8 protein-coding genes are annotated in these 13,452 nt (G+C 67.6%); 2 read left to right on the top strand and 6 right to left on the bottom strand.

Going from position 1 to position 13,452, the window contains the following annotated elements:
- Positions 1–20 precede the first annotated feature (20 nt).
- From F0U63_RS16595 to F0U63_RS16615, 5 genes are all read right to left on the bottom strand, one after another.
- Complete coding sequence (locus tag F0U63_RS16595) at positions 21–1,877, bottom strand: HEAT repeat domain-containing protein (RefSeq protein ID WP_395846893.1); 1,857 nt, start codon at positions 1,875–1,877, stop codon at positions 21–23.
- 68 nt (positions 1,878–1,945) lie between these two features.
- Positions 1,946–4,546 (bottom strand): hypothetical protein, encoded by a 2,601-nt coding sequence (locus tag F0U63_RS16600; RefSeq protein ID WP_395846894.1) that lies wholly within the window; start codon positions 4,544–4,546, stop codon positions 1,946–1,948.
- A gap of 175 nt (positions 4,547–4,721) precedes the next feature.
- Positions 4,722–5,549 carry a DUF1963 domain-containing protein gene (locus tag F0U63_RS16605; RefSeq protein WP_395846895.1) on the bottom strand — a complete coding sequence of 276 codons (828 nt, stop codon included), beginning with the start codon at positions 5,547–5,549 and terminating at the stop codon, positions 4,722–4,724.
- Between the two features lie 470 nt (positions 5,550–6,019).
- Complete coding sequence (locus tag F0U63_RS16610; protein WP_395846896.1) at positions 6,020–9,271, bottom strand: TIM-barrel domain-containing protein; 3,252 nt, start codon at positions 9,269–9,271, stop codon at positions 6,020–6,022.
- Between the two features lie 301 nt (positions 9,272–9,572).
- Positions 9,573–9,974 carry a VOC family protein gene (locus F0U63_RS16615; protein WP_395846897.1) on the bottom strand — a complete coding sequence of 134 codons (402 nt, stop codon included), beginning with the start codon at positions 9,972–9,974 and terminating at the stop codon, positions 9,573–9,575.
- A gap of 94 nt (positions 9,975–10,068) precedes the next feature.
- On the opposite strand from F0U63_RS16615, the gene F0U63_RS16620 reads away from it, so the two are divergent.
- Positions 10,069–10,770, top strand: coding sequence for a helix-turn-helix transcriptional regulator (locus F0U63_RS16620; RefSeq protein WP_395846898.1), 702 nt, complete (start codon positions 10,069–10,071; stop codon positions 10,768–10,770).
- A gap of 68 nt (positions 10,771–10,838) precedes the next feature.
- On the opposite strand, the gene F0U63_RS16625 is transcribed toward F0U63_RS16620, so the two are convergent.
- Positions 10,839–11,771, bottom strand: coding sequence for a transposase (locus F0U63_RS16625; RefSeq protein WP_395846899.1), 933 nt, complete (start codon positions 11,769–11,771; stop codon positions 10,839–10,841).
- A gap of 250 nt (positions 11,772–12,021) precedes the next feature.
- On the opposite strand from F0U63_RS16625, the gene F0U63_RS16630 reads away from it, so the two are divergent.
- A complete protein-coding gene (locus F0U63_RS16630) occupies positions 12,022–13,446 on the top strand; it encodes a GAF domain-containing protein (protein ID WP_395846900.1) in 1,425 nt (474 codons plus the stop codon).
- Positions 13,447–13,452 lie beyond the last annotated feature (6 nt).

Raw genomic sequence — 13,452 nt, forward strand, 5'->3', positions numbered from 1 at the left:
TCTCATGACGAGTCCGTGCGTCATGTCTCCAGCAGGCCGCGAATGCGCGAGCGGATCTGTCGATCCGGCACGTCCTGGGTCAGCAGGAACTCCAGCAGATCTCGCACGGCCGGCTCGGTGCGCAGGTAGGGCGCGACCAATGACACCAGCGGATGATAATTCTCGGTCTTCATTCCGCCGGCGAGGGCCACATCCCGCAGTCGCACGAGGGTGTCCGAGTCCAGGGGACGCCGGCCCAGCGAGTCCATCGCCGCGGCCTGGACGGGAGCCTCCGCGTCCGACACCAGGGACAGCAGGGTGCTGGCCGCTTCGGGTGTCTGGATCTTCCGCAGCGCCTTGGCCGCGGCGCGCCGCACCTCGGCGTTGGACGAGCCGGCATGGCGGGCGATGAGCGGGGTCTGCTCGGCGATTCCCGCGTTGCCCAGTCCGAGTAGCAGGTGGCTTTGCTCCGAGGGCGTCCGGGCCTCGCCCAGGTCCGAGGCCAGACGCCGCGCCGCGGCGAGGGCCTCGGGGGACTGCTCCTGACGGTAGAGCGCTCCGGCGGTCGCGCCCAGCACGTAGGCGCTCGACACATGGAGGTCTCCCTGGGTCGCCCCATAGGTCCGCTCCGCGAAGCGCACCGTGTCCACGGTGGGCTCGCTCACCAGGGACAGGCGGCTGAGCAGCATGTGGTAGCGCGCGTCGCCCCGCGCCTCCTTCGTGGAGAGCGCCTGGACGAGCGCGGCCTGGGCTTCGGGCGTGCCCGTGCCGGCGAGCAGATCCAACACCAGCGCGCGGCCCCGGGTGTCCAGCGAGGGCCGCTGGAACAGCTCCACCATCTTCGCGCACAGCTCGGGGTGCTGCTCCAGCAGCCCCGTGGCCTGGAGCAGGAAGTGGTTGTGATCCGGCAGGACGCCCCCGTTGGCGTGGAGCTCGAGCAGGGTGAAGAGCCGCTCGGCCGTCATGCCATCCACCTGCTGGGTCAGCATCTGCGCCCGCGCCTTGGGGTCTACCACCAGGACGCCTGGCGCCAGCCGCTGGCTCGCGGCCGTCCGCGCGGGTTCCTCCCGCTCGACATGGCCGTGGCTCCCACGCACCAGGCTCACCCGGACCTGGGTGGAGGCCGTGGGCTCTCCGTTCGCGCCCAGCCGTTCCACGCTCTCCTCGCCCACGAGCCGCTCCCAGAGGCCCTCGTGGGCCAGGGACACCGCGAAGCGCGAGGCGAGCCGCACGCGTCCGTCTCGCCCCAGGCCCCGGAGCTCCGTGTACCGCGTGCGCCGCTTGAGCAGCCGCACCCCCGACGCGTCCTCCCCCAGCCGCTCGTACTCCGTCAGGGCGCGGCCCCGCGAGGTGCCTTCCTCCACCGTCCACGCGGCGCCATCCTTCACCACCACCTGGAGCTCTCCCACCAGGGTCTGCACGGTGTTCTTGAAGAGCGAGGGGTCCTCCTCCCGGAAGGAGACGGCCTGGACGACGCCCTCCTCGCTGAGCTCCAGCACCGCCTCGCGTCCGCCGAACACCGCCTCCACGGCGGCCGTGTCCGGGAGGACTTCCTGGCCGAAGACCCGCAGCGAGTGCCGCTGGAGGTTCTCCAGCCTCAGACCCACGAGCCACGAGCCGCCACGTGTCCCCTGACTCCGGAGGACCAGGTCCCCCGCGAGGTGGAGTCCTCCAGCCAGCGCCTGGTCCTTCTGGGGGCCGGCGAGCTGGACCTGGGTCTGGGCCTCGTAGTCCAGACGGTAGGTCCAGCGCTGTCCGGTGGGAAGGTGGAGGCAGAAGGGCGCGGGGGAAGAGGAGTCGTCCTGGGAGGGAGGGGGCGAGCCCAGAGCATTCCAGAGGGCGAGGAGGGAGAGCAGCGCCAGCGGGATGCCGGCGACGAGCGCCTTGCGCGGGTTCATGAGGAGGTTCCGGGGGGAGAGAGGGGAAGGGCGGGGCTCCGGTGGGACCGGAGCCCCGAGGAGCGCGGTTACAGCAACTCCTGGAGGTCCGCGATTGGCACCGAGAAATCCCGATCGAAGAGCTTCAGGTCGTAGTGCAGGCCGTCCCAGCTGATGAGGGTCTGTTCGAAGTTCTTCTCGAAAGGCCAGACACCCACCTCCGCGTAGCCGGCGATGCTTCCGGACAGGAAGGTGAACTTGAGGTCCGCGCGGCCGGCCAGCTGGAGCCCGAGTTGCTGGCTGTTGTTGGCGCCGTAGGACAGCTCCGCGACGGCGTTGAGGGGGATTCCCGCGTGCACCAGCTGGAGCTTGCCCTTGACTCCCGCCTCGACGATGAAGAGGTCCACGCCCGCGTACAGCTCGGCGTCCACCGAGGCATGGGGCTCCACCCGGCCGTTCACCCCGATGGAGGACACGACGCAGCTCGTCGGCGTCGGCCGGGTCAGCTTGTGCGAGGCGCCGAGGGCGTAGTTGAGGCCCACCGTGCCGGCCACCTTGGCTCCGAGCGTGACGGGCACCACCACGATGACGAAGTGGGTCTGTACGTCCACGAACGTCTTGCTGGCCGACTTCGCGCCGGACACCAGGTTGTACGTGCCGGCGATCAGATCCTTGTGCTCATCCACCAGGTGGATGGTGTTGTCGAGGACGTCCAGGTCGATGTCGGCCCGGACGTCGGACACCGTGGCCTCCGCCTGCACCAGGGAAACGCCGTGGCCGAACGCGCTGCCCGAGGCCTTGAAGAAGCCATGGACCTTGGGGGACATGACACACGCGTCGCTCTTGCTCAGGTTGTCGACCGACAGGGACACGTTGTATTCGGCGGAGGCGCCGAAGGTGTCATTGCCCATGCTGTAGCTGTCGCCTGACTCCCACTTCAGGCGCGGCTTGTCCGTGACGGGATCCAGCAGTCCTCCGGCCACGGTGGACAGGGCCTTGAGGTAGAGGTCCCGGCGGGTGAAGTACGTCTCCAGGGCGGTGGGGCTGAGGGTGTAGTTCGTGGGCGGGTAGGAGACCGAGCCCGCCGCCATGGCCTTGTTCTTGAGGGCGGCGAAGTCATTGTCGGTGTAGTCCATGCACCTGGCGTGCTTCTGCTCGCGGTTCACCTGGTACAGCGAGGTCACCCGCTGCGCGAAGCGCTTGGGAGACCAGTCACACGCGGCGGCGCTTCCGCCGCGCTGGAAGGTGAGGCAGCCGCGTGCCTTGGCGTTGAGCAGGGCCGCCTCGATGGCTCCGTCCAGGGCCTCCAACCGGTAGAGCAGGCAGATGATCTGATTGCCCGAGCAGGCCAGCGACACCACCGGGACGTCGAAGATGGGGACGGTGGGGGTGAGGGGCGGAAGGGTCGGCGGAAGGGCCGACGGGGTGGACGCCACGGGCATGGAGGCCGGGGCGAGTCCAGGCATGGAGATCGGCGACAGCACGTCCAGGTCCCACCGGGCCGCCTGGAGCACGCTCGTGGGGTCCGGGTTCCAGATCGGATCCCTCCAATACTGTTCCGAGAAGCGGCCCGGTCCCGTTCCTCCGGTGGAGTACACGGGCAGGGGCTTGGGCTGGAGCTTGGCGGCGAGGGTCGCCGCCAGGGACTCGCGCTGGGCGAGCAGCGCGGTGAAGTCCTCCTGCAGCCGGTCCATCTCATACATCTGCTCGTCCAGCAGCCCCGCGTTGGTCTCGCTCATCGCCTTGTGCCAGCTCCAGCTCTCGTTGTAGTAGCTGGCGCCCTGGTCGATGATGGGCTGGAGCGTGCTGTCATTGAAGACGACGCCCGTGAGGGACAGCCCCTTGCGATGAAGGTTCTTCAGCTTGACGGTCACCAGGCCCGGCAGGAGGGTGACCTCATCCTTGTCACCCGCGGAGATCGGGACCTTGTCACCCGAGGGCAGCGGGACCGTGAAGAACTGATTCTTGGGCAGACCCGCCTGGAAGGGGATGTTGGGTGTGAAGGGCGTGCCGTCCCTGCCGCGCAGCACGGGGTTGATGATGCCTCGCGTCCCGATAGCCGAGGCCGGGATGATGCCATTGACCGCGGGAGCGTACGCGGTGTTGAAGATGGCGCGGTAGTTGCTGCCCAGCTTGACGAAGGCATCCTCGAAGACGCTGTAGTCGTAGTACTTCTCGTAGACGTACTCGTTGCACGAGTCGATGACGTTGCCGTTGGCGTTCCACGCGGCGCGCTGCTGCTGGCGCTGACTCTCCAGGAAGCTGGCGTACAATCCGGTGGAAGGCAGATAGGTCTGGGCCTTGTGCACGCCCCCCAGGTAGAAGCCAGACAGGCCACTCATGGTGCGCGTGTTGGGGTCCTCGTTCTGGATGTAGGCAAGCTTGGTGGCGGTATCCGGTGTGAGGAGCGTGTTGCTCACGTCGCGGGTGGGGGGCACCACCACGGTGCGCTGGGGCGCGCGGACCGGGAGGGAGTTGGCCGCCTGCTGGATGAGGGTGTTGCAGGTGGCGTTGGGGTCCGTTCTCGCCTTCTCCCGGGCCTGGAGGGCGCACTCCGTCACGGGGTTCTGGCAGTCCGCCAGGGTGGGGAGATACCGGCCGCACTCCGCGGCCTCGGCGTGGGAGAGCGGGGACATGAGGATTCCGCTCGCGGCGAGGCCTGCCGCGAGTCGGCGGATGGGGGAAGACATGCGGGACTCCGTTCGAGGATGAGACGGCTCCGCTCACGCCCCGACGTCAGGGCACGGCGGGAGCCGGAGCTGTCCGGAGGAGGGCCTCGCGCGCGGCCTCCCCCTCGGCTCTCCCTACGCGCCTTTTCCTGTTTATTCCCGGCGGGATTTTCCGGGGAGCACGGAGGACGCGGCGTCAGCCGTTCGCCACGGCGAACGCGAGCCGGTCGAAGCGCTGTGCCGCCAGGTCCTCCCGGTGGACGAGCAGATAGACCTGGTTGCTCCCCCAGGAGAAGTCGGCCGCGTTGTCGAAGTTGAGCCGGAAGAGCTGCTCGTACTCCCGGAAGTCCTTCGACAGCCCCGTGGGGGGCTCGAAGACATTGAGCGAATCCTGGCCGAAGGAGCGGTGGCCTCCGAGCCGGTGGCAGCGCTCGTCACACATGCCGCTCTCCCGCTGCCACTCATCCACGTCGTCGGAGAGCCACCAGGCATCTTCGGGCAGAAGCGCCGCGAGCTCCTCCCAGCAGGGAAGAGACCAGCTCTCGCGGAAGCGGAGCACCGCCTCGAAGCGCCCGAACCGCGCTACCCGCTGTGCCGCGACGGCCTCCTCCTCGGAGGGCCGCGGATACCAGCGCGAGGTGAAGGAAAGCCCGAAGGCCGAGCGGACGCGAACACCGTCGACGGCGAGCAATCCCTGCCGGGGGAGCCCGGGCACCGAGGGCGGCAGTTGGGCGAAGTTGAGCTGTCCGAGGAACCACCGTCCCCCTGGCATCGGACCCGTGGTGTACGGCGTGCCACCGAGCTTGCTGTCGAGCAACGCGAGTCTCGGCGTGTCCGTCCGGAGCCCCAGCATCCTCCCGAGCGCTCCACGGTGCAGCGGCGCCTGGCTGACCCGCTCCGACTCGACGAGGAGACAGGGGCGCAGGTTCTCCTGGAGCGTCTGCACCATCCCGGCGGCGACCCGCGGGGAGAGCCGAGACAGGGCCTCGCGCAACTGGGGAGAGAGCTGGGGGGGCGCGGTCATGGGAGCTTGGGTTCAACGTAATGCACGCGTGGACCCGGGCGCCATGCGCCAGAGGGGCCGCCTCGAACCGGGAGCTCGTCGGCTGGTTGGTGCTCGGCTTCATGTTCGGCCCCGGCATCCTCTGAGTGCTGTACGTGCTGCTCCAGCGGCCCTCCTGGTAGTCCGCGAGCGGCCGGGCATTCAGTTACAGCGGGTGAGAGAGCGTGCCTGCCTCTGGAGGCGCTCAAGGGTGGCCTCGCGCTCCTGGAACTCGGCGGGCAGGGGTCGCTCGAGGGCGGAGTAGCGCTCCCGCTGCAAGCAGAGCAGGTGACAAGCTCTTGCCCAGGTCGTCGAGGCTCGCGGCGAGGCCAGGCAAGGCTCGCGAACTCCGTGGGTCCTGTTCGAGTCGAGCCACCCCGCCTGGAGGCTGTCTGGCCTACCGGAGGGCCCCCGTCATGCGGTGACGGGGGCGAGGACGAGCATCCCGTCCGCTACGGTGCGATCGTCACGGAGTCGAGGTTGACGTGGCCCGAGTCTCCCGAGCCGTAGACGTAGGCGAGGGTATTGGTGCCCGTGTTCAGTGGGATTCGCGCGGTGTAGGTCGACCAGGTGTCCCAGTCCGCCGTCGCGGGCAGGGTGATCTGGGTGCGCACGCCATTCACCACCATGGAGAGCGTGCGGGCCGAGCCGTTGGCGTTGCTGTACTTCAGGGTCGCGGAGTAGGTGCCCGCCGTGCTGGCCTGCACGGTGAGCGCGGTGGACGCTCCGGAGTTCCAGTACCCGGCGACGAACCCGCGCCCGGAGTAGCCCGGGTGGTCGTTCAGGGCGAGCGCGCCCGAGGACAGTGCCCCGTCCTCCGCTTCGAGCACGAGCATCGGGGGAGGGGGCGGTGTGATCGTCACGGAGTCGAGGTTGACGTGGCCCGAGTCTCCCGAGCCGTAGACGTAGGTGAGGGTATTGGTGCCCGCGTTCAATGGGATTCGCGCGGTGTAGGTCGACCAGGAGTTCCAGTCCGCCGTCGCGGGCAGGGTGATCTGGGTGCGCACGCCATTCACCACCATGGAGAGTGTGCGGGCCAGGCCGTCGCCGTTGCTGTACTTCAGGGTCGCGGAGTAGGTGCCCGCCGTGCTGGCCTGCACGGTGAACGCGGTGGACGCTCCGGAGTTCCAGTACCCGGCGACGAACCCGCGCCCGGAGTAGCCCGTGTGATCGTTCTGGGAGATCGCGCCCGAGGACAGCGCCGCGTCCTCCGCCTCGAGCACGATGGCCGGGGGGGGAGTGGGGGGAGTGCTCGGGGTGCCGTCGACCACGACCGTCCGCGCCACCCCGGCCGCGATGCGCACCGCGGTGTACGGACCGTAGACGTCGGTACCCGTCGTCCACCCCTCGCCCGTGGCGGCCTTGAGCGCCGCGAGGTCGCCGTAGCGGGTGGGGGCGGTCCCATTGATCCGCGCCGCCGTGCCCGCCGTGGCGTTGACCTTCACGATGTAGTGGGTGAGCGCCGGGCTGAAGCTGCCGGTCTTCGCCTGGGTCTCCACGGTGACGGAGGTGCTCGTGCGCTGCGCGGTGATGCGCTGCTTGAAGAAGACCCCGTTCTCGTAGGCCCGCGTCAGGCCGTCGTCGTCGTAGTAGGTGAACTCGCTCCGGGCCGTGGAGGGGAAGACCTCGAGGTCGATCTGCTTGACGGGCTTCTCGCTCACGTACTGCAGCACCTCCTGGGTCGGGAGGATGGCGCCCGCCTTGATGAACAGCGGGATGTCCTGCCAGGTGGTCGGGTTGACCGGGTAGTTGAGGGTGAGGGGGCCCGTATAGACGGAGCCACGGGTGTAGTCGGTCCAGGTGCCCGCGGGCAGGTACACCTGCTTGCTGGACGCCCCCGGCTCGACGACGGGAGCCACGAGCAGCGACTCGCCGAACATCCACTCGCTGGTGATGTTCGCGGCGTTTGGATCCGTGGGGTAGTCGTAGAACAGGGGCCGCACCAGACCGATGCCCGTCTCGTGATTGATCCGCTCATGGGCATACAGGTAGGGCATCAACCGGCTGCGCAGCTGGATCGCCCCCTTGGCCGCGCTCTCCGCGGTGGCCCCGTAGACCCACGGCTGGCGCTGCTTGCCATCCACGCCGTGGACCCGGTAGATGGGCACGAACGCGCCGAACTGCATCCAGCGCGCGTAGTTCTCCGAGGACGGATCCCCGAAGAAGCCGCCGATGTCCATGCCCCACCTGGTCTCGCCGATGTTCATGCTGGTGAGCATGCGGGTGCGCTGATCGGCCATGTTGCCGAACCCGGATTCGATGTCGCCGGACCACATGCCGTAGCCGTAGCGCTGGGCGCCGAGGTAGAAGTTGCGGTTGAGCGAGAACACCCGCCGGTCCGAGTACGCCCGCTGCCCGTCATACAGCGACCGCTGCATGTTGGTGTGCTGGAGGCTGTTGAAGATGAACCCGTTCGCCTCGTCGGCCTCGTCGTTCCACCAGCCCGCGATGCCCGAGTCGAACAGCGTCCGGGAGTGCTGCCAATACCAGTCACGGCACGTCTGCTTGGAGAAGTCGACGTCGTTGGCGGGCCGGTTGGAGAAGTACTCGTTGTAATCGGCCAGGCCCGGGTAGAAGCAATTGTTGGTGCGCGCCCACTGTCCCTGCGCCGTGATGCCGCCGCCCGCCTTCCCGACGATCACCCGAGGCTTCATGATTCCCATCAACATGACGCCCCTGGACGCCATGTCCCGGGCGAACGTCCCGGACGCCCCGCTGGGGAACTTGTTCGGGTGCACGTTGCCGCTGGCGGAGGTCGAGTTCCACCGGAACTCGCCGTAGTCGTCCTCGCCCCAGGCCTTGAAGTCGAAGTCCAGGGTGAAGGCATCCAGGGGGATCTTCCGATCCCGATAGCCCTGGACGATGGAGGTGACCTCCGTCTGCGTGGTGCCCCACTCGCTGTTGTTGAGCCCCAGGGCCCACTTGGGTGACAGGGCGGGCTTGCCGGAGATCTCCGCGACGCCCGCCATCACCTGCCGGGGCGGACCGACCAGGACGTAGTACGCGACATTGCGAGGCGACACGCCACTGAACTCCAGGGTGGTGTCGGTGATGGTGAAGTCCCCATCGATGGAGTCCACCAGCAACCCATAACGGTTGGTGAAGGCGAGCGGAGCCCCACCGTCCCCCTGCATGTTGGCGTTGACCCGGCCGCCGTCGTTGCGCTGCATGCCCTCGGCCAGGTTCTGCTTGGGATCCTTCTCGGCCCAGGGCACCGGGTTGCCGGTGATGCCGTAGAACGCCTGTCCGGACCCATGGTTGAACTTCACCCCGTCCGCGTACACGCCCTCGGCGGCCTGCTCGCTCAACACCAGCGCTCCCGTGGCGTCGAAGACGGAGACGCGGGCGGGATTCCGGCTGATCTTCACGGTCAGCTGCGCCGTGGTGACCACGATGGGATTGGACGCCGTGTCGGCGGAGGTGATGTTGCCCGTGGCCCACGTCTTGGCGGGATCGATGACGGCGGTGGGGGGATCCGCGACGCCACCGGGGCGGTAGTCCACCTTGACGATGTCCGGGCGCAGGACCTGGACGAGGAGCTGGTCGGCGCCGACGAGGAGCGTGAGGGTGTCACCCGAGAAAGAGGCACTGGTGACGGACCCGAGGGCGGCGTGAGCGGGCAGGGCCGACAGGCCAATTCCGGCCACGGTGGAGAGCAACGTGGTCGCGAGAAACCTCGCTCGGCGGCGGTGGGATGCGAACATGGGACAACCTCCCGGAACGGGAATGGGCTTCGCGCGACGCGGCGCGCGAAGGCCGATCGGCGGAGCCCGGCATCGGAGCGGAAAGAAGCTGCGGACGAGCTGCCAGAGTCAGGACCCCCTGAATCGAGGGCTCTGGAATCATGACACCGGGAAATCATGGCTGCAAGGAAAAGCTGCTTAAGCAGTTTTGTGGGGGCTGAGCCAGGCGAACGACACACCGCGTAGTTACCCGTCTACGCCGAGCCTTTTTATCGCTCGAGTCCCTCGTTTCGAGTCCTTTGACACCGTCTCCGAGCACCGCCTATCGAGCGAACTTCGCGATCGCCTCCTTCGTGACCGGCGTGAAGAAGTTCACCAGGGTGCCGTCGGGATCGCGGAACAGAAGTGATCTGTTGCCCCACGGCATGGTGGTGGGCTTCTGCACCAGCGAACCGCCGATGACGTCTGCCAGCATTTGGAACGATTCGTCGACGTCGTCGACGCGGAACTCGATGATGGCGGTATGATTGTCGGCGGGCCGGGCGACGTTACCGCCGAACAACTGGAGCGTGCGTGTGCTGCCGATCGCAAGGGTGCAGGCCGGCGTGCTCAGCTCCGCGAAATCCTCGGTATATCGGGTCGCTGACAGGCCCGTGATCCGCTCGTAGAAGCGGACCAGGCGCTCGATGTCGGTGGTGATCAGGCGGATTGAGACGAAGTTCATGCGTGTCCTCCTTCGGTGGCACGGCCTCTGAGGTGACCGTGCCCTCGCTTGTAACGAAGGGCTGCTGACACCATACTGTCAGCAGGAAACAGCCATGCGCCGCGCCGATCGCCTGTTCCAGATCATCCAGATTCTCCGGCGCTCCGGTCGCCCAGTGACGGCTGGCGCTCTGGCCGCGGAACTGGAGGTGTCGAAGCGCTCCGTCTATCGCGACATCGCGGACCTCATCGGACAGCGGGTGCCGATCCGCGGTGAGGCGGGGTTTGGCTACGTGCTCGATCGCGACTTCGACATGCCGCCGTTGATGCTCACTCCCGATGAGCTCGAGGCCGCGGTGCTGGGCGCTCAGTGGGTTGCCGAGCGAGGCGACGCCGCGCTCGCGAGCGCGGCGCGAGACCTCGTCGCCAAGATCGCCGCGGTCGTGCCGGAACGGCTGCGCCCGTTCATCGCCGAGCCGACCATCGGCGCCCCGCCGGCATTGAGCGTCGCCGTGGATGGGCTGGACATAGCCCGCACCCGCGCGTGGATTCGCAGTGGGCGGAAGATCCGCATCCGCTATCGGGATGAGCATGGCCGGGAAAGCAAGCGGACGATCTGGCCCATCGTCATCGGCTATGCCGAGACAGTGCGACTGCTCGCCGCCTGGTGCGAGCTTCGATCGACCTTCCGGCATTTCCGCACCGACCGCATCCTCTCCGCCGAGTTCCGTGACGAGCGTTACGGCGCGTCTCCGGGAGACCTGCGGGCGCGATGGCGGCGCCATTTCGAGGCCGAGCGCGGCGTCCGCTTGCCCTAGCGGAGAGGGTCCGGGAGAGGGTGTCAAAGAACCGGAGAGGGTGTCAAAGAACTCGAGCGGAGAGGGTGTCAAAGAACTCGAGCGAAGCGACTCGGCACAACACGCGGTGGGAAAGAGAAACGAGGAAAGGATGCAGAGAAGTCCCCACGTGTCCACTGAGCAGACGCCTCGCGGAAAACCGCGACGAAGGTACGGTACTGCTCACGCAACTCCCGAAGCGCCTGGCGAGTGGAGGCATGCCCCAGAGGCCGAGGGCTGCGTTTGAGGTGCTCGGGCCGGGTATGTGGGTGCTGTGCCCTGACGGCGAGGGCGCCGAGGACTGGCTTGTTTCGTGAGCGAGCCTCGGCTTCCACTTCCTCTAGCAGACCCTGTACCGCGCGCTGCCGCTCCTCCTCTGCCAGTGCTTTCCAACATGGCAGGGGCGCCACCTCCAACTCCACGGGCTCGGCCCATTGCTCCGCGAAGCGTCCCTGCACTCCTGCCATGCCTTGGCTCCCCCTCTTGCTCCAGCGTTTTGTCCAATTGAACCACTGGAACAGTCGGCGCGCCGGTCCCAACAATTGGGGCAGACAGGTGAGGCCCGGCCACTCGGCGCTCTTCTCCACCAACCCCTCTTTCACCCCATGGGCCAGCACGTAGCGCAGCCGGCCTACCAGTGCGGTGTCGTCCAGCACCGGTTCCGCCGAGTAACGCCTTTCCCAGAAACTGCCGCTCCAGTCCACCAGCCTGCCCACCTTCTTGGACAGGTTGGAGCGCAGGTACTGCATGAAAGAGGCGAGAGAATCACCCCGCGCCCACACCAGCAGGTGGAAGTGGTTGGAAGCGAAGGTGAAGGCGTGCAGCCGGACGGTACCGGCGCTCTGTTGGACGGCTCGAGCCAGCACGCCTCCCACCACCTCGTTCATCTCTGTGCTGGGACGCAGCAACAGCCGTCCCTGGAAGCACCTGGACGTGACGAAGTAGAGACCCTCCTCCTGGAACATCCTCAACGGCCAGCCCATCCCCATCCCCTGCGCGCAAGCAGCGGGCCAGGCCAGATGCACCCTGTGGGCCAGAGCCAGGTCCTCAGAAAGACTTGAAGAACGGTTGGGTTACCCGTCTACGCCGAGCCTTTTTGTCGCTCGAGTCCCTTATTTCGAGTCCTTTGACACCGTCTGCTGGGGACACTGTCTGCTGGCCCTCCGAGTAGGCATCTGCCCCCCTCCTGCGGGGAGTTGAGCCGCAGGGGAAGAACCATTAAGCAGGCTCTCCATGGCATGGGGACTGATTGTCGAGCCGAATAGTGCATGTTCATCGAAGTATCAGGTCCTGATGGCTGACCTCGGCCTCGAGCCCGTCTGCGTCCAGGATGGGAATGCCGCCAGGACCACGCTCACGAGCCATGACGAGGCGCCCGCCGTGGTGATGACCGAACTGTCCCTCACGGGGGTGGACGGCTTTCAGCTCGTTCGCGAGGTCCGGCGGCACTCGCCCAAAACCCGCATCATCGTGCTCTCCTCCTTCGTGACGCTGCGCACCAAGGCCCTCGAGCAGAAAGACCTGCTCGACATCCAGGGCATCCTCGCCAAGAGCGCCCCCCTGGAGTCCATCCGCCGGATGCTCTACCGCGTGCTCGGCATCCAGCCGCCCGAGCCCACCGCCAGCGCGACCCTGCCAGGCCCGCTGCCCATGCTCGCCTCCCTCGAGTCCCCGAGCCCGTCCCCGGCGTCCACGGCCAGCCCGGTCTCCGCGAGCGCCCTGACCCTGGCAAGGGAGCGGACGCGTCTGGCCCAGATCGCGAGCATGCAACTCGTCGATGAGGGGCCTCCAGACGAGGTGCTCCAGGGGCTGGTGCAGGAGACGGCGCGAACCTTCAATGTCCCCATCGCGCTCGTGTCGCTGGTGCTCGAGGATCGGCAGTGGTTCAAGGCCCACGTCGGGCTCAGCGGCAAGTTGCTCGAGGAGCGCGGCACCGAGCGCGAGGCGGCGCTCTGCGCCCATGTCGTGGAGGCGGACCAGGCCGAGCCCCTGGTGGTCCCCGACGCCGCCACCCATCCCGTGTTCAGCGGCAACCGACTGGTGCGAGAGGGGCTGTTCCGCTCGTACGCGGGTGCGCCCCTCATCACCCGGGAGGGCACGGTGCTGGGAACATTGTGCATCCTCGACCAGAAGCCACTGGCCATCTCCGCCGAGCAGGTGGACGGGCTGGTGGCACTGGCGCGCCGGGTGGCGGGGGAGCTCGAGTTCCGCGCCCAGTTGAGCAAGAGCCAGCGGGCCTTGAAGCTGGAGCGGAGTGCCCATGCGGCTAGCCGCTTGCAGGCGGACGTCCTGGCGGCCGCGCTCAACGGCCTGGATGACGCGGTGGTGCTCTTCGACCACCGGCGCATCATTCTCTTCGCCAACGAGTCCATGGCCCTGCTGGCGGAGCGCAACGCGTCGGAGCTCATGGGCATGGATCGGCATACCTTCATCCGTCTCCTCTCCAGCCGCTTCAAGGACTCCCTGGACTTCCTGCGGCGGATCCTCATTCCCGAGGAGGGCCCGTACGTGGCGCGGGAGGATTTCGAACTCAAGTCCTCACAGCGCGTGCTGCGCTGGATGTCCCGGCCGGTGGCCTTCGCCGATGGCCACTTTGGCCAGCTCACCACCTACCGGGACGTGACGAATGAGGTGGAGCTCGCGCGGAGCCGCTCCTAGCACTCC

The organism is Cystobacter fuscus (assembly GCF_044360685.1).
Taxonomy (GTDB): domain Bacteria; phylum Myxococcota; class Myxococcia; order Myxococcales; family Myxococcaceae; genus Cystobacter; species Cystobacter fuscus_C.